Source organism: Streptomyces sp. NPDC048288, from assembly GCF_043201555.1.
In the GTDB taxonomy this organism is placed as follows: Bacteria; Actinomycetota; Actinomycetes; order Streptomycetales; family Streptomycetaceae; genus Streptomyces.
Window position 1 is genome coordinate 1 of record NZ_JBICZD010000030.1, and the last position, 21,315, is coordinate 21,315.

Annotated in this window: 18 protein-coding genes and 1 rRNA gene; 14 read left to right on the forward strand and 5 right to left on the reverse strand. The window is 72.5% G+C overall.

Going from position 1 to position 21,315, the window contains the following annotated elements; all coding sequences use genetic code 11:
• The 3 genes from rrf to ACGFZS_RS49320 form a co-directional block, all read left to right on the forward strand.
• Window positions 1-93: ribosomal RNA gene (gene rrf / locus ACGFZS_RS49310) — 5S ribosomal RNA — on the forward strand; the annotation flags it as partial.
• A 150-nt stretch (window positions 94-243) separates the two neighbouring features.
• Complete coding sequence (locus tag ACGFZS_RS49315; RefSeq protein ID WP_393800795.1) at window positions 244-1,425, forward strand: hypothetical protein; 1,182 nt, start codon at window positions 244-246, stop codon at window positions 1,423-1,425.
• Window positions 1,317-2,162, forward strand: coding sequence for a hypothetical protein (locus ACGFZS_RS49320; RefSeq protein ID WP_393800796.1), 846 nt, complete (start codon window positions 1,317-1,319; stop codon window positions 2,160-2,162). Before ACGFZS_RS49315 ends, ACGFZS_RS49320 begins: the two co-directional genes overlap by 109 nt.
• 72 nt (window positions 2,163-2,234) lie before the next feature.
• On the opposite strand, the gene ACGFZS_RS49325 is transcribed toward ACGFZS_RS49320, so the two are convergent.
• Window positions 2,235-3,518: a DUF1015 domain-containing protein gene (locus ACGFZS_RS49325; protein WP_393800770.1), complete on the reverse strand. Its 1,284-nt coding sequence runs from the start codon at window positions 3,516-3,518 to the stop codon at window positions 2,235-2,237.
• Window positions 3,519-3,601: 83 nt separating this feature from the next.
• Here ACGFZS_RS49325 and ACGFZS_RS49330 point away from each other — a divergent pair, with 83 nt between their 5' ends.
• The 4 genes from ACGFZS_RS49330 (at window position 3,602) to ACGFZS_RS49345 (ending at window position 7,660) form a co-directional block, all read left to right on the forward strand.
• Window positions 3,602-4,630: an HAD-IIA family hydrolase gene (locus ACGFZS_RS49330; RefSeq protein WP_393800771.1), complete on the forward strand. Its 1,029-nt coding sequence runs from the start codon at window positions 3,602-3,604 to the stop codon at window positions 4,628-4,630.
• Window positions 4,631-4,722: 92 nt separating this feature from the next.
• Window positions 4,723-5,766: a FecCD family ABC transporter permease gene (locus ACGFZS_RS49335; RefSeq protein WP_393668224.1), complete on the forward strand. Its 1,044-nt coding sequence runs from the start codon at window positions 4,723-4,725 to the stop codon at window positions 5,764-5,766.
• Window positions 5,763-6,800: a FecCD family ABC transporter permease gene (locus ACGFZS_RS49340; protein WP_393800772.1), complete on the forward strand. Its 1,038-nt coding sequence runs from the start codon at window positions 5,763-5,765 to the stop codon at window positions 6,798-6,800. The genes ACGFZS_RS49335 and ACGFZS_RS49340 overlap by 4 nt, the downstream gene beginning before the upstream one ends.
• A complete protein-coding gene (locus tag ACGFZS_RS49345) occupies window positions 6,797-7,660 on the forward strand; it encodes an ABC transporter ATP-binding protein (protein ID WP_393800773.1) in 864 nt (287 codons plus the stop codon). The genes ACGFZS_RS49340 and ACGFZS_RS49345 overlap by 4 nt, the downstream gene beginning before the upstream one ends.
• On the opposite strand, the gene ACGFZS_RS49350 is transcribed toward ACGFZS_RS49345, so the two are convergent.
• Complete coding sequence (locus tag ACGFZS_RS49350; protein WP_393800774.1) at window positions 7,644-7,991, reverse strand: SCP2 sterol-binding domain-containing protein; 348 nt, start codon at window positions 7,989-7,991, stop codon at window positions 7,644-7,646. The genes ACGFZS_RS49345 and ACGFZS_RS49350 overlap by 17 nt on opposite strands.
• Before the next feature lie 42 nt (window positions 7,992-8,033).
• Between ACGFZS_RS49350 and ACGFZS_RS49355 the strand changes: the two genes are divergently transcribed.
• The 5 genes from ACGFZS_RS49355 (at window position 8,034) to ACGFZS_RS49375 (ending at window position 13,397) form a co-directional block, all read left to right on the forward strand.
• Window positions 8,034-8,354 (forward strand): hypothetical protein, encoded by a 321-nt coding sequence (locus ACGFZS_RS49355; RefSeq protein WP_393800775.1) that lies wholly within the window; start codon window positions 8,034-8,036, stop codon window positions 8,352-8,354.
• Between the two features lie 7 nt (window positions 8,355-8,361).
• Window positions 8,362-9,177: a TlyA family RNA methyltransferase gene (locus ACGFZS_RS49360; protein WP_393800776.1), complete on the forward strand. Its 816-nt coding sequence runs from the start codon at window positions 8,362-8,364 to the stop codon at window positions 9,175-9,177.
• A complete protein-coding gene (locus ACGFZS_RS49365; protein ID WP_393800777.1) occupies window positions 9,174-10,079 on the forward strand; it encodes an NAD kinase in 906 nt (301 codons plus the stop codon). Before ACGFZS_RS49360 ends, ACGFZS_RS49365 begins: the two co-directional genes overlap by 4 nt.
• 163 nt (window positions 10,080-10,242) lie before the next feature.
• A complete protein-coding gene (recN, locus tag ACGFZS_RS49370; protein ID WP_393800797.1) occupies window positions 10,243-11,961 on the forward strand; it encodes a DNA repair protein RecN in 1,719 nt (572 codons plus the stop codon).
• A 299-nt stretch (window positions 11,962-12,260) separates the two neighbouring features.
• A complete protein-coding gene (locus ACGFZS_RS49375; protein WP_393800778.1) occupies window positions 12,261-13,397 on the forward strand; it encodes a glycosyltransferase family 4 protein in 1,137 nt (378 codons plus the stop codon).
• 30 nt (window positions 13,398-13,427) lie between these two features.
• On the opposite strand, the gene ACGFZS_RS49380 is transcribed toward ACGFZS_RS49375, so the two are convergent.
• The 3 genes from ACGFZS_RS49380 to ACGFZS_RS49390 all read right to left on the reverse strand — a co-directional run bounded on the left by ACGFZS_RS49380 (window position 13,428) and on the right by ACGFZS_RS49390 (window position 18,386).
• A complete protein-coding gene (locus ACGFZS_RS49380; protein ID WP_393800779.1) occupies window positions 13,428-15,071 on the reverse strand; it encodes a PucR family transcriptional regulator in 1,644 nt (547 codons plus the stop codon).
• Between the two features lie 43 nt (window positions 15,072-15,114).
• The gene (locus tag ACGFZS_RS49385; RefSeq protein WP_393800780.1) at window positions 15,115-16,506 is read right to left on the reverse strand and encodes an FAD-binding oxidoreductase; all 1,392 of its coding nucleotides are present in this window, start codon (window positions 16,504-16,506) and stop codon (window positions 15,115-15,117) included.
• 77 nt (window positions 16,507-16,583) lie between these two features.
• On the reverse strand, window positions 16,584-18,386 hold the full coding sequence (locus tag ACGFZS_RS49390) for a glycoside hydrolase family 15 protein (RefSeq protein WP_393800781.1): 1,803 nt from the start codon (window positions 18,384-18,386) through the stop codon (window positions 16,584-16,586).
• 515 nt (window positions 18,387-18,901) lie between these two features.
• On the opposite strand from ACGFZS_RS49390, the gene ACGFZS_RS49395 reads away from it, so the two are divergent.
• Together ACGFZS_RS49395 and ACGFZS_RS49400 are read left to right on the forward strand one after the other, a co-directional pair.
• The gene (locus ACGFZS_RS49395; protein ID WP_359208757.1) at window positions 18,902-20,572 is read left to right on the forward strand and encodes a CTP synthase; all 1,671 of its coding nucleotides are present in this window, start codon (window positions 18,902-18,904) and stop codon (window positions 20,570-20,572) included.
• A 101-nt stretch (window positions 20,573-20,673) separates the two neighbouring features.
• Window positions 20,674-21,300, forward strand: coding sequence for an NUDIX hydrolase (locus ACGFZS_RS49400; protein ID WP_365695342.1), 627 nt, complete (start codon window positions 20,674-20,676; stop codon window positions 21,298-21,300).
• Window positions 21,301-21,315: the final 15 nt, after the last annotated feature.

Sequence of the window (21,315 nt, forward strand, 5' to 3'; positions counted from 1 at the left end):
ACGCCCGGTTACATTCCGAACCCGGAAGCTAAGCCTTACAGCGCCGATGGTACTGCAGGGGGGACCCTGTGGGAGAGTAGGACGCCGCCGAACAATCTTTGGAGGACCCCTGGTCCCAGCGTTCAGCTGGGACCAGGGGTCCTTTTGTTTTTACAATGCTTGCGGTACCGAAGACAGGAGTCACCATGTCCACCAACTCTCCCGAGGATCGACCGGAGCGCGACCAGCGGCGACGGGACAGTGGTGACCGCGGAGACCGTGGCGGGTACCGCGGGGACCGTAACGACCGAGGAGATCGCGGCAGTTACGGGCGTCGCGACGACAACCGCGGTGGTGGGTATGCCCGTCGCGACGACCGCCGCGATGACAACCGTGGTGGCGGTGGCGGCTACGGCCGGCGGGATGACCGGCGCGGTGATGACCGTGGCGGCTACCGCGGCCGCGATGACCGCCGTGACGACAATCGCGGTGGCGACAACCGTGGTGGCGGCTACGGCCGACGCGACGACAACCGTGGCTCCCGCCCGCCGTTCCAGCGGGACGATCGCGGTGACCGGGGCGGTTACGGCAGGCGTGACGACCGCGATCGCGGTCCCCGTCGTGACGACCGTGGCGAGCGTCCCGCATTCCGTCGCGACGACCGCCGTGATGACCGCGGTGACCGTCCTCCCTTCCGGCGTGACGACCGCGACGACCGTGGTGGATACCGTCGTGACGACCGGCGGGATGACAACCGGGGTGGTGGCGGCTACCCCCGTCGTGACGACCGTCGTGACGACAACCGTGGTGGTGGCGGTTACGGCAGGCGTGACGACCGTGACCGTGGTCCCCGTCGGGATGACCGTGGCGAGCGTCCCGCATTCCGCCGTGACGACCGGCGTGACGACCGTCGTGACGACCGCCCCCGTGACGACCGTCGTGACGACCGCGGTGGTTTCCGTCGCGATGACCGCCGTGACGACCGTGGCGGCTTCCGTCGTGACGACCGGCGGGATGACAACCGCGGTGGTGGTGGCGGCTACCCCCGTCGTGACGACCGGCGTGACGACAACCGTGGTGGTGACCGTGACACCCGCGGCGGCTTCCGCGGCGGTCGTGATGATCGCCGTGACGACCGTCGGGACGACCGCCCCCGTGGCCCGCGCCGCGACGACAACCGGGGTGGTGGCGGGTACGCCGGTCGCCGGGACGACAACCGTGGGGGCGGCTACCGCGGCCGCGATGACCGCCGCGACGACCGTCGGGACGACCGCCGAGGCGGCGGCCGCTTCCGTGACGAGCGGGAGCGTGACCGCGACCGCGAGCCGATCAAGCGGCTGCCGATCCCGGAGGACGTCACCGGCGACGAGATCGACAAGGACGTACGGCAGGAACTGCAGAGCCTGCCCAAGGGGCTCGCGGAGGACGTCGCCAAGAACCTGGTGATGGTCGCGCGCCTCATCGACGAGGACCCCGAGGGTGCCTACGGCTACTCCAAGGTGGCCCTGCGGCTGGCGTCCCGGGTCGCCGCCGTACGCGAGGCGGCCGGGTTCGCCGCGTACGCGAACCAGAAGTACTCCGAGGCGCTCGCCGAGTTCCGGGCCGCGCGGCGCATGACGGGCAACGTGGACCTGTGGCCGGTGATGGCCGACTGCGAGCGCGGGCTCGGGCGGCCGGAGAAGGCGCTGGACATGGCTGGTGCCCCCGATGTGCACAAGCTCGACAAGGCCGGCCAGGTCGAGATGCGGCTCGTCGCCGCCGGTGCCCGGCGTGACATGGGGCAGCTGGACGCGGCGATCGTGACGCTGCAGAGCCCCGAGCTGGCGTCCAGCTCCGTACAGCCGTGGACCGCGCGACTGCGCTACGCCTACGCCGACGCCCTGCTGGCCGCAGACCGTACCGGCGAGGCACGGGAGTGGTTCGCGAAGGCCGTGGAGGCCGACCGGGACGGCAGCACCGACGCCTCCGACCGGCTGGCCGAGCTGGACGGGGTCGAGTTCGTCGACGCCCTGGTCGAGGACGAGGATGAAGACCAGGTCGAGGACGAGAGCGGAGACGAGGTCGAGATCGAGGACGACGTCGAGGACGAAGACGACGTCGAGGACGAAGACGATGACGACTTCGAGGACGATGCTGACGTCGAGGACAAGGCTGATGCCGAGGGCGACGCCAAGAAGGACTGATCTCGGCCGGTGACACAGAGGGCAGGCTCCGACCGGAGCCTGCCCTCTCGTGTTTCGGCCCCGCCGGGTCGTTCAGGCGTCGAGCGCCCGCAGCACGAGGCCCGAGGCCGGTTTGGGGCCGAAGGACGTCGACTTGCGGGGCATCGTGACGCCCTGGCGGGCCAGGTCGCGGACGACCTCCTCGCGGACCGGGTGCAGGAGCACGGCCGTGCTGCCGTGGCGTTCGGCCTTGGCGACCGTCGCGGCGGTGTCGTGGATGTACGCGATGTGCGCGGGCGAGTCCTCGGGGATGTGCCAGATGTGATCGAGGAGCGTGGCGTGCAGGACGGTCGCGTCGAGGGTGCGCCAGGCGGCCGGGCGGTCGGCGGGGATGGTGCGGGCCAGCAGGTCCGGGTCGGGCCGGTCGACGAGATGGAACGTGCCGTCGCCGGCCAGCAGGAAGGCGTTGCCGGCGCAGGCCGCGTCCGCGAGCGCCTCCTGGGCCTTCGGCAGGGGGACGTCGAGCCGTCGTACCCGGAACAGGCCCTCGACGGCCCTCAGGGCGTCCGCCACCGGCAGGCCGTGCAGCAGGCGGTGGATCGCGCGGACGCGCAGCGGATAGCGGGCGGTGTCGACCAGCAGGACCAGGCCGTAGTCCCAGGGGCTGGGGGAGGTGTGCTCCGCGCGTAGACGCAAGTAGGTGGCCCAGCGGTGGTGGCCGTCGGCGATCAGGGCCTGGTGGTGGGAGAGGTCGGACTGTACACGTGCCACCTCGGCGGGGTCGGTGATCGACCAGAGGCGGTGCCGGAAGCCGTCCTCCGTGGTGGTGGCGAGGAGCGGGGGGCGGGCGGCCGTCGCCTCGACGACCTCGGCCGCCGCGCCGTTGCCCCGGTAGGTGAGCAGGAGGGGTTCGAGGTTCGCCGAGGTGGCGCGCATGAGGGCCGCGCGGTCGGCGACGACCGGGGGCATGACCTCCTCGTGCGGCAGCACCACGCCCTCCGACGGCTCCGAGATCCGCAGGGCGCCGATGACCCCGCGCTGGAGCATGCCGTTGCCGTCGTGCTGTTCGTAGACGTACAGGCCCGGTTCGGGATCGGTGGTGAGGATGCCCTCGGCCTGCCAGCGGTGCAGGGTGTCGGCCGCCTGTTCGGTGCCGGCGCTGGGGGTGCCCGCCTGGGGGAGGATGAGGCGGACGATGTTGTGCGGGTCGGCGGACTGGAGGTGGTTGACGCCGTCCGGGCGTACGACGACGTCGTACGGCGGGGAGGTGACGGCGGCCAGGCTGCCGACCCGGTCGGGGTCGTAGCGAAGGCCTCGGAACGGGGTGAGTTCCAGGCCCCGGCGCTCCGTTGCTTCCGAGTGACCTGCAGTGTTCATCCCGGCATCGTACGTGTGTCAGTGGCGTGCGGGATGATCGATGGGGAAAGGCGGGTCGACGAAGAGTGACGAGGAGCGATGGGATGAGCCAGGGCGTCAGGACTGGTCCCGAGGGCAGCGGACAGGCCCTGAGCACGGCGTACGACACGGCGCTGCTCGATCTGGACGGGGTGGTGTACGCGGGCGGCAGCGCGATCGCGCACGCCGTGGAGTCGCTGGAGGTGGCCCGTGCGGGCGGCATGCATCTGGCGTACGTCACCAACAACGCGCTGCGGACGCCGGACGCGGTGGCCGGGCATCTCACCGAGTTGGGGATCCCGACGGGCGCCGATGACGTCATCACCTCGGCGCAGGCGGTCGCGCGGCTGATCAGCGAGCAGGTGCCGGCGGGGTCGCGGGTGCTGGTGATCGGCGGGGAGGGGCTGCGGGTCGCGCTGCGGGAGCGGGGTCTTGAGCCGGTGGAGTCCGCCGACGACGATCCGGCGGCCGTCGCGCAGGGCTACGGGGGCCCCGATCTGGCCTGGGGCCGGTTCGCGGAGGCGTCGTACGCGGTCGCGCGCGGGGTGCCGTGGTTCGCGTCCAACACCGATCTGACGATTCCCAGCGGGCGGGGGATCGCGCCGGGCAACGGCGCGGCGGTGGAGGTGGTCCGGATCGCGACGGGGGCCGAGCCGCAGGTGGCCGGCAAGCCGCTGCCGCCGATGCACCGGGAGACGGTCCTGCGGACGGGGGCGAAGCGGCCGTTGGTGGTCGGGGACCGGCTGGACACCGACATCGAGGGCGCGTTCAACGGCGGGGTCGACTCGCTGCTGGTGCTGACCGGGGTCACCGACGGGCGTCAGCTGCTCGCCGCGCCGCCGCAGCACCGGCCGACGTACGTCGACGCCGATCTGCGCGGGCTGCTCACCGGGCAGCCGGAGGTCAGCGCGGAGGGGGACGGGTTCCGGTGCGGGGGCTGGACGGCGACGGCGGGTGCGGACCAGCTGGAACTCAACGGCGAAGGAGAACCGCTCGACGGGCTGCGGGCGCTGTGCGCGGCGGCCTGGACGGCGGCCGGGGACGGCTCCTGCGAGCTGGACGGGGGCAAGGCGCTGGCGCGGCTCGGCCTCTGAACCCCGGCCGCACCGCCGCGACTCCGCGCATCCGCGCTGTTCACAGGGACCGGGCATCGAGACCGTATGCGAGGGTAGGCTAACCTAACCTCGTGTTGGTCGACAGTCCTCCCGAACAGCGCGCGGAGACCGCCCCCGCGCCCCCAACCCGCCGGGCGATCCGGGCCCTTGGGCTCCTCGTCTCCGTCGTGATCCTGGTGCTCGTCGCCCTGGCGAGCATCGCGATCGGGGCGAAAGAGCTGCCGTTGGACCAGGTCTGGCACGGCCTGTTCCACGACACGGGGACCTATGGCGACGTGGTGGTAGACGAGCGGCTGTCACGGACCGTCCTCGGTCTGCTGGCCGGTGCCGCCCTCGGTCTGTCCGGGGCGGTGCTCCAGGCGCTCACCCGCAATCCGCTGGCCGACCCCGGTCTGCTCGGCATCAACGCGGGCGCGTCGGCCGCCGTCGTCACCGCCATCACCTTCTTCGGCGTCACCAGCCTCGACGGCTATGTGTGGTTCGCCTTCGTCGGGGCGGCGGCGGTGGGCGCGCTGGTGTGGTTCCTGGGCGGCAGCCGGGGCGCCACACCGGTCCGGCTGGCACTCGCCGGTACGGCGATCAGCGCCGCGCTCTACGGCTATCTCCAGGCCGTGATGATCACGGACGACGCGGCGCTCGGCAAGATGCGCTTCTGGACGGTCGGTTCGCTGGCCTCGGCCTCCGACGCGACGATCCTGCAGGTGCTGCCGTTCCTCGCGGTCGGCACCCTGCTCGCGCTGGGCCTCGCCCGGCCGCTGAACGCGGTGGCGATGGGCGACGACACCGCCCGCGCCCTCGGCGCGAACCTGAACCGCACCCGGGCCCTTGCCATGCTCGCCGCCACCGTGCTGTCCGGCGCGGCCACCGCCGCCTGCGGCCCGATCGCCTTCGTCGGCCTGATGGTCCCGCACGTCGTGCGCTCCTTCACCGGCCCCGACCTGCGCTGGATCCTGCCCTACGCGACGGTCCTGTCGCCCGTGCTGCTGCTCGGCGCCGATGTCCTCGGCCGGGTCGTCGCCCGCCCCTCGGAGCTCCAGGTCGGCATCGTCACCGCGGTCATCGGCGGGCCGGTCTTCATTCTTCTCGTACGACGGCGGAGGACGGCCCAGCTGTGAGGAACACGCGTACTCTGCGCACCCCCGGCGGGCTCTCCCTGCGGGCCGACGTGCGCGCGCTGGTCGTCGTGGCCGTGCTGCTGCTGGCCGCGTCCGCCGCGAGCGTCGTGCTGATCGGCACCGGCGACTTCCCGATCTCCTTCGGCGATGTGCTGAAGACCCTGTTCGGGAACGGCACCGCCGGGCAGGACTTCATCGTCAACGAACTGCGGCTGCCCCGGGTCCTGGTCGGTCTGCTGGTCGGCGCCTCGCTGGGCCTGGGCGGCGCGCTGTTCCAGGCGATCTCCCGCAACCCGCTGGGCAGCCCGGATGTGCTCGGTCTCTCCCAGGGGGCGACCTCCGGCGCGCTCGTCGTCATCGTGCTGATGTCCGGGAGCGCCACCCAGGTCACCGTCGGCGCCCTGATCGGCGGCCTGCTGACCGGCGTAGCCATCTACCTGCTCGCCTGGAAGCAGGGCGTGCACGGATACCGCCTGGTCCTGGTCGGTATCGGCGTCTCCGCGGTCGTCACCGCCGTCAACGGCTACCTGCTCACCAAGGCCGACCTGGTGGACGCGACCCGCGCGGTGGTCTGGATGACCGGCTCCCTCAACGGCCGGGACTGGAGCCAGGTCTGGCCGCTGCTCGCGCTGTGTGCCGTCCTCGTCCCGTTGGTCCTCGCCAACGCGCGCGGCCTGCGGATGATGGAGATGGGCGACGACGTCTCGTACGCCCTCGGGGTGCGCGTGGAGCGGGTACGGATGCTGCTGATGATCGCCGCCGTCCTGCTGACCGCGGCCGCCACCGCCGCCGCGGGCCCGGTCAGCTTCGTGGCGCTCACCGCGCCTCAGCTCGCCCGCCGCCTCACCCGCTCACCCGGCCCCAACCTGGTGCCCTCCCTCTGCATGGGCGCCGCGCTGCTGGTCACCGCCGACTGGGCCTCGCAGCGCGCCTTCGGCGCCGACCAGCTGCCCGTGGGCGTGGTCACCGGCGTCCTCGGCGGTGTCTACCTGCTGTGGCTGCTCGTCACCGAGCGGAAGGCGGGCCGGATATGAGCGCGATCCCCACCGGCGAGACGAACAACCCTAGGAGCACTGTGAACCGCCTGTCCGCCGAGAACGTGACGCTCGCCTACGACCAGCGGGTCATCGCCGAGGAGCTGTCGGTGGAGATCCCCGACAACTCCTTCACGGTGATCGTCGGCCCCAACGCCTGCGGCAAGTCGACGCTCCTGCGCGCGCTGTCCCGGATGCTCAGGCCGAGTGCGGGCCGGGTGCTCCTCGACGGCCAGGTCATCCAGTCGATGCCCGCGAAGAAGGTCGCCCGCACCCTCGGCCTGCTCCCGCAGTCCTCCATCGCGCCGGACGGCATCACCGTCGGCGACCTGGTCGGCCGCGGCCGCTACCCGCACCAGGGCATCCTGCGCCAGTGGTCCGCCGAGGACGAGCGGGTCGTCCAGGAGTCGATGGTCCGGACCGGCGTCGCCGAACTCGCCGACCGGTACGTCGACGAACTCTCCGGCGGCCAGCGCCAGCGCGTCTGGATCGCCATGGCCCTCGCCCAGCAGACCCCGCTGCTGCTCCTCGACGAGCCGACCACCTATCTGGACATCCAGCACCAGATCGACGTCCTCGACCTGTGCGCGGAGCTCCACGAGGAGCAGGGGCGCACGCTCGTCGCCGTGCTGCACGACCTCAACCACGCGGCCCGGTACGCCACGCACCTCATCGCCCTGAAGAGCGGCCGGGTCCTCGCCGAGGGAGCCCCGAACGACATCGTGACGGCCGAGCTGGTGGAGGAGGTGTTCGGGCTGCGCTGTCAGATCATCGACGACCCGGAGACCGGGACCCCGCTGGTGGTCCCGGCGGCCCGCAAGGCACGGGTCACGACAACGGTGGTCACAACAGCTTCCTGAGCCGGAACAGGTCCAGCAGGTTCGCCTCCAGCTTCACCCGGCCCGAGCCCCAGGCCCCGGCGAAGTTCAGCTCGCCGTCGACCAGGGCCACCAGGTCGTCGCCCGCCATGGCCAGCCTGATCTGGGCCTTCTCCCGGGGCGGCCCCGGGAACGTCTCCTCCACGTCGATCCGGCCGCCGGTGAGCCGGCCGGTGAAGGTGACGTCCAGGTCGGTGATGTGGCAGCTCACCGTGCGGTCCATGGCGGCGGCCGCGCGGACGCCGCCCTCGGCGCCGCCCATGTTGTGGGAGAGCTTGTCGAGTGCGGCGCGGCACTCCTCGATCGTGGCCATCGCGATCGACGGTACCGCAGGGGTTCGATGTAGCGTCGGGGCATGACCGACTCCGTACCGGCGGACCCGGCGGCTCAGGCGCGGGAGAACGCCGAGGTCGAACCCGAGTACGACCCCGCCGCCCCCGCCCCGCTGAACGTCCCCCGCACCCCCACGGGCGACGCCGAGGTGGACGCCCGGCTCGACCGGCTCGGCGACGCCGACCACCTCGCCACGGACGGGCACCTGGAGGTGTACGAGGATGTACACCGGGGGCTGCGCGACGCGCTGACCGCGCTCGACGTCCGCCCCGGACCTCCGGCACCGGCACCGCCGGCCGCCAACCGGCCGCCCTCACCGTCGTACCACCAGAGCAGGAGCTGAACCCACCGTGGCAGGAGTCGCACGTCGCCGTCTGGACGCGGAGCTGGTCCGCCGGAAGCTGGCGCGTTCGCGCGAGCACGCCAGCCAGCTGATCGCCGCCGGGCGGGTCACCGTCGGAAAGGCCGTCGCGACCAAGCCGGCCACCCAGGTGGAGACCGCCGCGGCCATCGTCGTGCAGACCGACGACAGCGATCCCGAGTACGTCTCGCGGGGCGGGCACAAGCTCGCGGGCGCGCTGGCGGCGTTCGTCCCCGAGGGGCTGGCGGTCGAGGGGCGGCGGGCGCTGGACGCCGGGGCGTCCACCGGCGGCTTCACCGATGTGCTGCTGCGGGCGGGGGCCTCGCACGTCGTCGCGGTCGACGTCGGGTACGGCCAACTCGCGTGGTCTCTGCAGAGCGATGAACGCGTCACCGTCAAGGACCGTACGAACGTACGCGAGTTGACGCTTGAAGCGATCGATGGGGAGCCTGTGGATCTTGTCGTGGGTGATCTGTCCTTCATCCCGCTCGGGTTGGTGCTGCCGGCCCTGGCGCGGTGTGTGAAGCCGGACGCCGACCTGGTGATGATGGTCAAGCCGCAGTTCGAGGTGGGTAAGGAACGACTGGGCAGCGGGGGAGTCGTACGGAGTCCGCAACTGCGGGCGGAGGCTGTGCGGGGGGTTGCCGAGAGGGCGTGGGAGCTGGGGCTCGGGGTGAAGGGTGTCACCGCCAGTCCGCTGCCCGGGCCGTCCGGCAACGTCGAGTACTTTCTGTGGCTGCGGGCCGGCGCACCCCAGTTGGATCCGGCTGACGTTGACCGTGCAGTGGCGGAGGGGCCGCGTTGACACAGAACCGAGCTCGTACTGTTTTCCTCCTCGCCCACACCGGGCGGCCCGCGGCCATCCGCAGCGCCGAACTCGTGGTCAAGGGGTTGCTGGCGGCCGGAGTCGGCGTACGGGTGCTGGATTTCGAGGCCGCGGACCTGCCGCTGCCCGACGAGGTCGAACTCGTCGAGGAGGCCTCGCCGCACAGTCTCGACGGCTGCGAGCTGCTGATCGTCCTCGGCGGTGACGGGACGCTGCTGCGCGGCGCCGAGTTCGCCCGCGCCTCCGGGGTGCCGATGCTCGGCGTCAACCTCGGCAGTGTCGGGTTCCTCGCGGAGGCCGAGCGGGACGACCTGGACAAGGTCGTCGACCGGGTGGTGACCAAGGCGTACGAGGTCGAGGAGCGGATGACCGTCGACGTCGTCGTGCACCGCAACGGGGACATCGTGCACACCGACTGGGCGCTGAACGAGGCGGCCGTGCAGAAGGCGGGCGCCGAGAAGCTCCTCGAAGTCGTGCTGGAGATCGACGGGCGGCCGGTGACCGGGTTCGGCTGCGACGGCATCGTGCTGTCGACGCCGACCGGGTCCACGGCGTACGCGTTCTCGGCCGGCGGGCCGGTGGTGTGGCCGGAGGTGGAGGCGCTGCTGATGGTGCCGATCTCCGCGCACGCGCTGTTCGCGAAGCCGTTGGTGACGTCGCCGGACTCGGTGCTGGCGGTGGAGGTGCTGCCGCACATCCAGCCGGGCGTGCTGTGGTGCGACGGACGGCGGACCGTCGAGCTGCCGCCGGGGGCGCGGGTCGAGGTGCGGCGGGGGGCGGTGCCGGTGCGGTTGGCGCGGCTGCATCACGCGTCGTTCACGGACCGGCTGGTGGCGAAGTTCGCGCTGCCGGTCTCTGGATGGCGGGGGGCGCCGCACTAGCGGTTCGAAGGGGGTGGCGGGGAGCGTCGGCGAGTGCGGGTGGTTCGTGGCTTGTCGCGCAGTTCCCCGCGCCCCTGCGGGGCGCTTCTCCACTCGCGTGGGTGACAGGGTGCCTCGCGCTTCTCCTGCCGTACCTCGTAAGGTCTTCCCCGTGCTGGAAGAAATGCGGATACGGTCCCTCGGAGTCATCGACGACGCTGTCGTCGAGTTGTCGCCGGGGTTCACGGCCGTCACCGGTGAGACCGGTGCGGGCAAGACCATGGTGGTCACCAGCCTGGGGCTGCTGCTCGGGGGGCGGGCCGATCCCGCGCTCGTGCGGATCGGCTCCGAGAAGGCGGTCGTCGAGGGACGGGTGACGATGCCGCCGGGTACCTCCGCGGCCGTACGGGCCGAGGAGGCCGGTGCGGAGCTGGACGACGGGGCGCTGCTGATCAGCCGTACCGTTTCCGCCGAGGGGCGCTCGCGGGCGCACGTGGGCGGGCGGAGCGTGCCCGTGGGGCTGCTGGCCGAGCTCGCCGACGACCTGGTGGCCGTGCACGGGCAGACCGACCAGCAGGGGCTGCTGAAGCTGAACCGGCAGCGGCAGGCCCTCGACCGGTACGCGGGCGACGGCGTCGCCGTACCGCTCGTCAAGTACGGCGAGGCCTACCGGCGGCTGCGGGCCGTCGCGGTCGAGCTGGAGGAGATCGTCACCCGCGCGCGGGAACGGGCCCAGGAAGCCGACATGCTGCGCTACGGGCTGGACGAGATCGCCGGTGTGGAGCCGCGGGCCGGCGAGGACGTCGAACTCGCCGAGGAGGCCGAGCGGCTCGGGCACGCCGAGGCGCTGGCATCGGCCGCGACCGCCGCGCACGCGGCGCTCGCCGGCAACCCCGAGGACCCCGAGGGCATCGACGCGGCCACCCTCGTCGCGGGTGCGCACCGGGCCCTGGAGGCCGTACGGTCGCACGACCCGGCGCTGGCCGCGCTCGCCGACCGGATCGGCGAGATCGGGATCCTGCTGGGCGACGCGGCGGGGGAACTGGCGGGCTACGCCGACGACCTGGACGCCGATCCGCTGCGGCTGGCGGCCGTGGAGGAGCGGCGCGCCGCGCTCACCGCGCTCACCCGCAAGTACGGCGAGGACATCGAGGCCGTGCTGGCGTGGGCCGAGCAGGGCGCCGCCCGGCTGACCCAGCTGGACGGCGACGACGAGCGGATCGAGGAACTCACCGCCGAGCGGGACGCGCTCCGGGCGGAACTGGGCGGGCTCGCCCAGGCGTTGACCGACGCGCGCACCGAGGCCGCCGAGCGCTTCGCGGCCGCCGTCACCGCCGAGCTGGGCTCCCTCGCGATGCCGCACGCGCGCGTGTCCTTCGCCATCCGGCAGACCGAGGACCCCGAGGGAGTGGAGGTCGGCGGGCGGGCGGTGGCCTACGGCCCGTCCGGCGCCGACGAGGTCGAGCTGCTGCTCGCCCCGCACCCCGGCGCGCCGCCCCGCCCGATCGCCAAGGGCGCCTCCGGCGGTGAGCTGTCCCGCGTGATGCTCGCGGTGGAGGTCGTCTTCGCGGGCACCGACCCGGTCCCGACCTACCTCTTCGACGAGGTCGACGCGGGCGTCGGCGGCAAGGCCGCGGTGGAGATCGGACGCCGACTGGCCAAGCTCGCCAAGTCCGCCCAGGTGGTGGTCGTCACCCACCTCCCGCAGGTCGCCGCCTTCGCCGACCGGCAGCTGCTGGTGGAGAAGACCAACGACGGCACGGTCACCCGGTCCGGCGTCAAGGTCCTGGAGGGCGAGGAGCGGGTCCGGGAGCTGTCCCGGATGCTGGCGGGCCAGGAGGACTCGGAAACGGCGAGGGCGCACGCGGAAGAGCTCTTGGCAACGGCACGAGCCGACAACTGAGGCGGGGCGGAGCGCCCCGAAAGGGGCGCGGGGCCGTATCGACGTGCGGCTGACGCCGCGCGGGCGCGAGCAACCACGAACCACCCGCAGCCGCCTCCGCTCCGAAACCACCCCCCCCACACCCGGCCATCCCGTCCCCCTCTCCCCCTTTTCATCACTCTCCCGGGTGACACACTCCGGCGCATGCCCCGCCCCGCCCCGGTATGCCCCTCCCCGGAGCCCCGCACTGCCCCCTCGGCCCGATACCGTCTGTACGTACCCTCGTGACCGCCCCGAAGCCGAACCAGGAGCCCGGCCGCGTGAGCCCCGTGAGCAGCAACGCACCGCACGGTCAGTCGCCCCTGCGCACCGTGCAGGTGCTGGGCGGCGGCAACGCCGGCAGTAGCGCGCACGTGCGTTCGCTCGCCGCCGGCCTCGTCGAGAGGGGCGTGCGGGTCACCGTATGCGCCCCCGCCGAGGCCGATCGCGCCTACGACTTCTCGGGCGTCGGCGCCGACCATGTGCACGTACCCCGCAGCAGCGACCCGGGGTCGGTCGCCGCGCTCCGCGCCGCCTGCACCGACGCCGACCTGGTGCACGCCCACGGCCTGCACGCCTCCTTCCGTGCGGTGCTGGCGCTCAGCGGCCGCAGCACCCCGCTCGTCGTCACCTGGCACAGCAGGGCGCACGCCGAGGGTGCGCGGGCGCATCTGCTGAGGATGCTGGAGCGGCGGGTGGTGAAGGCCGCCGCCGTGGTGCTGGGCACCACCTCCGACCTCGTCGACCGCGCCCGCCGTACCGGCGCCCGGGACGCGCGGCTCGCCGCCGTCGCGCTGCCCGGTCTGCGGCGGCCCGCGGAGCCGGAGGACCCGGAGCGGCCGAGCCCCAAGGTGCGGGCCGAACTCGGCGCCATGGGACGGCCGTTGCTCATCGCCGTCGGCTCCCTCGACCTGCATCGCGGGTACGACGTCCTGCTGGACGCGGTGCGTGCCTGGTGCCGGCTCGATCCGGTACCGCTGCTCGTCATCGCGGGGGAGGGCCCGCTGCACACGGAGCTGCAGCGGCGGATCGAGGACGAGGAACTGCCCGTCCGGCTCATCGGCCGCCGCGACGACGTCAGCGAACTGCTCGCCGCCGCCGACATCGCGCTGCTGCCCAGCCGTTGGGAATCCCGCTCGGTCCTCGCCCAGGAGGCCCTGCACGCGCGCGTGCCGCTCGTCGCCACCGCAGTCGGCGGAATCCCCGACCTCGTCGGCGACGCGGCCGAACTCGTCCCGTACGGCGACACCATGGCCCTCGCCGCGACCGTGGTACGCCTGCTCGGCGACCCGGAGCGCTGCGAGGAGCTGCGCGAGAAGGGCGCCCGGCAGGCGGCGAGCTGGCCGACCGAGGACGAGACCGTCGCCCAAGTGCTGAGCGTCTACGACGAGTTGACGCAGCCCCGGCCGCTGCCCTAGCCGCTGCCCTAGCCGTGCCCTGGCCGGCGGCTACGGCACGTGCCGGCGTGCCCGCAGTGCCAGGCTCAACGCCAGCACCACCTGCGGGTCGTCGAGGTCCGTGCCCAGCAACTCCCCGATACGGGCCAGGCGGTTGTAGAGGGTCTGGCGGTTGAGGTGGAGTTCCCGGGCCGTCTCCGCCTTGCGGCCCGCGTGCGCCAGGTAGGTCTCCAGGGTGGGCAGCAGCGGGGGCTTGGAGCGGTGGTCGTGGTCGCGGAGCGGGCCGATCGCCCGGTCGACGAAGGCCGCCAGGTCGGGGTGGTCGCGCAGCCGCCACAGCAGGAGGTCGATGTCGAGGCGGCGGGCGTCGTACCAGGGGCGGTCGGAGAGCCCCTGGGCGGCCGTCGCCGTCTCCGCCGCGTGCCGCAGGCCCGCCGAGGCGGCCGCCCAGCCGCCGGCCGCGCCGACCACCACGACGGGCGGCGAGGCCCCGGGACGCTGCATCCCGGCGCGCTCCACCCCCGCCCGCAGCGCCGCCGCGACCCGGTCCGCGACCGTCGTCCGCTCCGCCTCCGAGCGCAGGCCCAGCAGCAGCGGCACCCGGCCCTCGACCGGTCGTACACCCAGCAGGACGGGAACCCCCACGGCCGCCAGTTCCTCGCCCACCGCGCGGGCCAGCACCGCCCAGCCCCCGCCCGGGGACAGGGAGTCACCGACCCTCATGACCACCGGCAGCAGCGGGCTGCCGCCGGGCTTGAAGCCGAGGACCCGGGCCTGGGCCGGGGCGTCCTCCGCGGTGATACGGCCCTCGGCGAGGTCGGTCAGGAAGTCGCCGCGCCCGCGGGCCGCCAGCTCCTCCTCCTGGCGGGCCTGCATCAGCACGACCGCCAGGATGCCGGCGGCCCGCTCGGCGGCGATCCGGTGGACGGGCGCCAGGGGCCCGCGGACGGGGAGCAGCACCAGCCGGGCACGCACCGAACCCGTCCCCGGCCCGCCGCCCGGCACCTCCACCAGGACCGTCCCGGCCGGCGGCGGCGCGTCCCCGCGCTGGCCGCGCAGCCCCTCCCACACCTGGAGCGGATCCGCCCCCTCGGGCCCCGCCCCGGCCGCGTACAGCAACTGGCCGTCGGCGGTCTCCAGGAAGACCGGGTTGCCGCAGAAGTCGGCCAGGATGGCCAGCACCTGGGGGACCCCGCCACCGCCCAGCAGGGCCTCGGTACAGCGGCGGTGCACCTCCTCGGCGCGCTGCAACAGCGCGTAGTGGTGGTTGACGATCTCGGTGTGGATCTCCTCCGTCACCGTCACGAAGGGCACCTCGCGGTGCAGCACGACGAGCGGCAGCCCGGTCGCCCGCGCGGTGTCCACGAGGGTGGCGGGCAGCCGGGAGAACCGCGCGCCCAGCTCCACCACCAGGGCGGCGATGCCCCGGTCGGCGAGCGTGCGCACGAACGCCCGCTGGTCGCCCGGCCGGGTGCCCAGGCCGTAGCCGGTGGTGAGCAGCAGCTCGCCGCCCTTCAGCAGCGAGGCGATGTTCGGCACCTCGCCCGCGTGCACCCAGCGCACGGTCCGCCCCAGCCGGTCGGCGCCCGCCAGGATCTCCGGGAGCCCGCTGCGCAGCCCGGGCAGCTCCAGCGCCCGCTGCACGGTGATCCCGGCGCCCTGAGACTCGAATCCGCTGCCCGTACCGCTGTCCATGGAGCGGACGCTACCTGGGCGAACGCCCTCACGGCACCTCCGCTCACAGCGGGGTGATGTTGTGGTTGAACCGGAACACGTTGTCCCGGTCCCACCGCCGCTTCACCTTGCCGAGCCGCAGCGCGTTCGCCGCGCCCAGACCGGCCCGCACCCGCTCGGGTCCCTCGTCGCCGACGAGGTTCAGGGGGACCGCGCCGGTGGACCAGGGCCGGACGCCGGTACGGACGCTCCGCACCCAGGCGACGGCCCGTTCGTCGTCGCCCGGATCCGCCCAGCTGGCGAAGGGGTGCACCACCCAGGGCGCGGCGCGGTACGCCACCGGGTACTCCGCCGGTCCCGAGGCGATCGCCCCGCCCTGCGGGAACAGCAGAAGCCGGGAACCGGTCGGCACCGGCATGCCCTCCGCGCCCCCGCACCAGGCGTCCACCGCCTCGTCGGGCAGGTCGGCCAGGCACTCGGCCGACCAGTGGTTGCGCAGCCCGGACGGACTGTCGAGCAGGCGCCGCGCCTCGGTGTACGGCATCGGGCCGACGACCTCCGCCTCATGGGGCAGCGCGAGCACCGGCCCGGCGATCTCGCGCAGGCCCTCCTCGCCGCCCACGAAGGTGACCAGCGCGGCGCACAGCCGCTCGCCCACCAGGTGCTCGGGTACCGAATCCGCGAGGTCTGCGGGCGGGCCGGTCATGTACAGGACCGCGCCGGCGACCTCGTCGGGGCCGGTGCCGATCACCTCCCGGAAGGCCCGGACGACATCCGGGCCGGCCGATGGCCGGTACAGCAGCAGCGCGACGCCGAACACCGGCAGCTCGTGCAGGGCGAGGGTGAGCGCGGTGGCGACGCCGAAGTTCCCGCCCCCGCCGTGCAGCGCCCAGAACAGCTCCGGGTTCTCGTCGGCGTCGGCGTGCACCCGCTCACCGTCGGCGGTGACCAGCTCGACACCGATCAGGTCGTCGACGGCCGGCCCGAAGGCACGGTCCAGCCGGCCCGAGCCGCCGCCCAGCACGAACCCGCAGACCCCGGTGCCGGACGCCCGGCACCCGGTGGTGGCCAGAGCGTAGGGCCGGGTCGCCCGGTCCAGCTGCCCGATGGTGACCCCACCCTGCACACGTACGGCTTCCGCCGCGGGGTCGACGGTCACCTCGTGCATCCGGCGCAGATCCACCACCAGCGCGCCGTCGGCGGTCGCCCAACCCGCCACACTGTGCCCGCCCCCGCGCACCGCGACCTTCAGATCCAACTCCCGCCCGAACCGCACGGCCCGGACCACGTCGGCGTCCCCCGCGCACTGCGCGATCACGGCCGGACGCCGGTCGATCATGCCGTTGAAGACGCCCCGCGCCCCGTCGTACCCCGGGTCTCCAGGGGCGAACACCTCGCCTACGAGATCCTCACGGAGCGAGGCGAGGGCCGTGTGCGCCTTCGAGAGGGCACCCATGACTACAAGCGTAAGGATGAGCGCCCCTTCAGGGGCGCGGGGAACTGCGCGACCAGCCCCCACGCACCCGCAGCCGACTAACCTCCGTAAGCCCCCGAAGCGGTCAGCCGCAAAGCCGTATCGATCAACGGCACATGACTGAACGCCTGCGGGAAGTTCCCCACCTGCCGCTTCAGCCGCGGATCCCACTCCTCCGCCAGCAGCCCGAGGTCGTTCCGCAGAGCGAGCAGCTTCTCGAACAGCTTCCGCGCCTCGTCGACCCGGCCGATCATCGCGAGGTCGTCGGCCATCCAGAACGAGCAGGCCAGGAAGGCCCCCTCGTCACCCGGCAGCCCGTCCACGCCCTCCTCGCCGCCCGAGGTCGGGTAGCGCAGGATGAACCCGTCCGAGGTGGACAGCTCCCGCTGGATCGCCTCGATCGTGCCGATGACCCGCTTGTCGTCCGGCGGCAGGAACCCCATCTGGGGGATCAGCAGCAGCGACGCGTCCAGCTCCTGCGAGCCGTACGACTGCGTGAACGTGTTCCGTTCCTTGTCGTAGCCCTTCTCGCAGACGTCCCGGTGGATGTCGTCGCGCAGTTCCTTCCAGCGCTCCAGCGGGCCGTCCGCGTCCCCGGACTCGATCAGCTTGATGGTGCGGTCGACGGCGACCCAGGCCATCACCTTGGAGTGCACGAAGTGCCGGCGCGGGCCGCGGACCTCCCAGATGCCCTCGTCGGGCTCGTCCCAGTGGTCCTCCAGGTAGCGGATGAGCTTCAGCTGGAGCAGGGAGGCGTAGTCGTTGCGGGCGAGACCGGTCATGTGGGCCAGGTGCAGGGCCTCGGTGACCTCGCCGTAGACGTCCAGCTGGAGCTGGTGGGCGGCGCCGTTGCCGACCCGGACCGGGGCCGAGTTCTCGTAGCCGGGGAGCCAGTCCAGCTCGGCCTCGCCCAGCTCGCGCTCGCCCGCGATGCCGTACATGATCTGCAGGTTCTCCGGGTCGCCGGCGACCGCGCGGAGCAGCCACTCGCGCCAGGCGCGGGCCTCCTCGCGGTAGCCGGTGCGCAGCAGCGAGGAGAGGGTGATGGCCGCGTCGCGGAGCCAGGTGTAGCGGTAGTCCCAGTTGCGGACACCGCCGATGTCCTCGGGGAGGGAGGTCGTGGGCGCGGCGACGATGCCGCCCGTGGGGGCGTAGGTGAGGGCCTTCAGGGTGATCAGCGAGCGGACCACGGCCTCACGGTAGGGCCCGTGGTACGTGCAGTGCTCGACCCACTCGCGCCAGAACTCCTCGGTCGCCTCCAGCGACTGCTCGGGCTCGGGCAGCGGCGGCGGCTCCTTGTGCGAGGGCTGCCACGAGATGGTGAACGCGATCCGGTCGCCGGGGGCCACCGTGAAGTCGGCGTAGGTGGTCAGCGACTTTCCGTAGGTCTCCGCGGAGGTGTCGAACCACACCGAGTCGGGGCCGGCCACGGCGACCGTGCGGCCGTCGTGCTTGTGCACCCAGGGGACGACCCGGCCGTAGGAGAACCGCATGCGCAGCACCGAGCGCATCGGGACCCGGCCGGTGACGCCCTCGACGATGCGGATCAGCTGGGGGGCGCCGTCACGCGGGGGCATGAAGTCGGTGACCCGGACCGTGCCGCGCGGGGTGTCCCACTCGGACTCCAGGATCAGCGAGTCGCCCCGGTAGGTGCGGCGGGCCGCGGTCGGGGGCTGGGAGTCGGCCGCGTGGGCCGGGCCGAGCCGCCAGAAGCCGTGTTCCTCGCTGCCGAGCAGACCGGCGAAGATGGCATGCGAGTCGAAGCGGGGCAGGCACAGCCAGTCGACTGTGCCGTCCCGGCAGACCAGCGCAGCGGTCTGCATGTCTCCGATGAGTGCGTAATCTTCGATGCGCCCGGCCACGTGCAACTCCAGTCGAACGGCCACGTCACCCCCCAGGCAGAAGGGGGCTGTCGCTAGTGCGGTCAAGGGGGGTTGTTGTTGTACGTCGTTGAGCGGTGAAGCAAAGCAGCCCGCCGTGCCCTGAGGCAAAACGACAGTCATAGCTCAACGAACTGCCTAGCTCTCGTTGTTCCGGTAAGTGACGGGCGGGGGTGTGCCGTGTTTCCGGCCGGGCTCGGCAGCGAGTGTCCGAGCAGGATACGACGCACGTAGATGATCTGCGTGCCGCTCCGGGCAACCCGTGTGGGCCGAACGAGTGAGCTGTGAGTGAGATCCACGTAAAGCGTGAGCGTCTGTGTGCCGACATGTGCACGGAGCGTGGCCGGGAGCCATCTCTCCGAGGCGCTGATACCCTGGTAGCCCGTGGACCGGTGGGCACGAAACCCCCGAACCGCAGCGACGGCACCACCCCGGAAACTCCAGGACGGCAGCCGTACCGCACGACAGATCGCGACCACGGGAGCCCCCTCTTGGCCATGCCGCCGAAAGCCACGACGACCAAGCACATCTTCGTCACCGGGGGTGTCGCCTCCTCGCTCGGCAAGGGCCTGACGGCCTCCAGCCTGGGCATGCTGCTCAAGGCCCGGGGTCTGCGCGTCGTGATGCAGAAGCTCGACCCGTACCTGAACGTCGACCCGGGCACGATGAACCCCTTCCAGCACGGTGAGGTGTTCGTCACCAACGACGGCGCCGAGACCGACCTGGACATCGGCCACTACGAGCGTTTCCTCGACCGCGACCTGGACGGCTCCGCCAACGTCACCACAGGTCAGGTCTACTCCACGGTGATCGCCAAGGAACGGCGTGGCGAGTACCTGGGCGACACCGTCCAGGTCATCCCGCACATCACCAACGAGATCAAGCACCGCATCCGGCGGATGGCCACCGACGAGGTCGACGTCGTCATCACCGAGGTCGGCGGCACGGTCGGCGACATCGAGTCGCTGCCGTTCCTGGAGACCGTCCGCCAGGTCCGGCACGAGGTCGGCCGGGACAACGTCTTCGTGGTGCACATCTCGCTCCTGCCGTACATCGGCCCGTCCGGCGAGCTGAAGACCAAGCCCACCCAGCACTCCGTGGCCGCCCTGCGGAACATCGGTATCCAGCCCGACGCGATCGTGCTGCGCTGCGACCGCGAGGTCCCCACCGCCATCAAGCGCAAGATCTCGCTGATGTGCGACGTGGACGAGGCCGCCGTGGTGGCCTGCCCGGACGCCCGTTCGATCTACGACATCCCGAAGACCGTGCACGGCGAGGGCCTGGACGCCTATGTCGTCCGCAAGCTGGACCTGCCGTTCCGCGATGTGGACTGGCGGACCTGGGACGACCTGCTCGACCGCGTCCACAACCCCGACCACGAGATCACCCTCGCGCTGGTCGGCAAGTACATCGACCTGCCCGACGCCTACCTCTCGGTCACCGAGGCGCTGCGCGCCGGCGGCTTCGCCAACAAGGCCCGCGTGAAGATCAAGTGGGTGACGTCGGACGATTGCAAGACCCCGGCGGGCGCGGCCGCGCAGCTCGCCGACGTCGACGGCATCTGCATCCCCGGCGGCTTCGGCGACCGCGGTGTGCTCGGCAAGGTCGGTGCCATCCGCTTCGCCCGCGAGAACCGGATCCCGCTGCTCGGGCTCTGCCTGGGCCTGCAGTGCATCGTGATCGAGGCCGCCCGCAACCTGGCCGACATCCCGGACGCCAACTCCACCGAGTTCGACTCCGCCACCGGCCACCCGGTCATCTCCACCATGGCCGAGCAGCTCGACATCGTCGCCGGCGAGGGCGACATGGGCGGCACCATGCGCCTGGGCATGTACCCGGCCAAGCTGGCCGAGGGCTCCATCGTGCGCGAGGTGTACGACGGCAAGGAGTACGTCGAGGAGCGGCACCGGCACCGCTACGAGGTCAACAACGCCTACCGCTCGGAGCTGGAGAAGAAGGCCGGTCTGCAGTTCTCCGGCACCTCCCCGGACGGCAAGCTGGTCGAGTACGTCGAGTACCCGCGCGACGTCCACCCCTACCTGGTCGCCACCCAGGCGCACCCGGAGCTGCGCTCCCGCCCGACCCGCCCGCACCCGCTGTTCGCGGGCCTGGTGAAGGCGGCCGTGGCGCGTCAGCAGGCCGACGTCGAGCAGACGAATTCGAAGTAACACACCAGTTGTACGGTGGCCGGGGTGCATACCTTCAAAGGTGGGCACCCCGGTTTTTCCCGTGGACCGGTTTTTCTCGTGAACGTCTGGAAGGGCTCGGCATGACGATCAAGGACACCCCCGAGGAGTGGGAGATCCGGGCGACGGAGACCCCCTTCGTGGGCAACAAGACCTCCGTCCGCACGGACGAGGTGGTCATGCCCGACGGCGCGGTGGTCCGCCGCGACTACCAGGTCCACCCCGGCTCGGTGGCCGTCCTCGCCCTCGACGGGGAGGACCGCGTGCTGCTCATCCGCCAGTACCGGCACCCGGTCCGGCAGAAGCTCTGGGAGATCCCGGCCGGCCTGCTCGACATCCCCGGCGAGAACCCGCTGCACGCGGCCCAGCGCGAGCTGTACGAGGAGGCGCACGTCAAGGCCGAGGACTGGCGGGTGCTGACCGACCTGTACACCACCCCCGGCGGCTGCGACGAGGCCGTGCGGATCTTCCTCGCCCGTGATCTGTCCGAGGCCGAGGGCGAGCGCTTCGAGACGGAGCACGAGGAGATCGACCTGGAGTACGCGCGGGTGCCGGTCGACGAACTGGTGCGCCTGGTGCTCGCCGGCGACCTGCACAACAACTGCCTGGTGACGGGCGTCCTCTCGCTGGTCGCCGCCCGCACCGGCGACGGACTCGACGCGCTGCGCCCGGCCGACGCGCCCTGGCCGGCCCGCCCCTTCCAGTCCTGAACCAGGCCTGAGCCG

Coding starts and splice junctions, on each gene's coding strand:
- ACGFZS_RS49325 (WP_393800770.1), bottom strand. CDS start 3,518: ATGAACACTGCAGGTCACTCGGAAGCAACGGAGCGCCGGGGCCTGGAA.
- ACGFZS_RS49330 (WP_393800771.1), top strand. CDS start 3,602: ATGAGCCAGGGCGTCAGGACTGGTCCCGAGGGCAGCGGACAGGCCCTG.
- ACGFZS_RS49345 (WP_393800773.1), top strand. CDS start 6,797: ATGAGCGCGATCCCCACCGGCGAGACGAACAACCCTAGGAGCACTGTG.
- ACGFZS_RS49350 (WP_393800774.1), bottom strand. CDS start 7,991: ATGGCCACGATCGAGGAGTGCCGCGCCGCACTCGACAAGCTCTCCCAC.
- ACGFZS_RS49355 (WP_393800775.1), top strand. CDS start 8,034: ATGACCGACTCCGTACCGGCGGACCCGGCGGCTCAGGCGCGGGAGAAC.
- recN (WP_393800797.1), top strand. CDS start 10,243: ATGCGGATACGGTCCCTCGGAGTCATCGACGACGCTGTCGTCGAGTTG.
- ACGFZS_RS49380 (WP_393800779.1), bottom strand. CDS start 15,071: ATGGACAGCGGTACGGGCAGCGGATTCGAGTCTCAGGGCGCCGGGATC.
- ACGFZS_RS49385 (WP_393800780.1), bottom strand. CDS start 16,506: ATGGGTGCCCTCTCGAAGGCGCACACGGCCCTCGCCTCGCTCCGTGAG.
- ACGFZS_RS49395 (WP_359208757.1), top strand. CDS start 18,902: ATGCCGCCGAAAGCCACGACGACCAAGCACATCTTCGTCACCGGGGGT.
- ACGFZS_RS49400 (WP_365695342.1), top strand. CDS start 20,674: ATGACGATCAAGGACACCCCCGAGGAGTGGGAGATCCGGGCGACGGAG.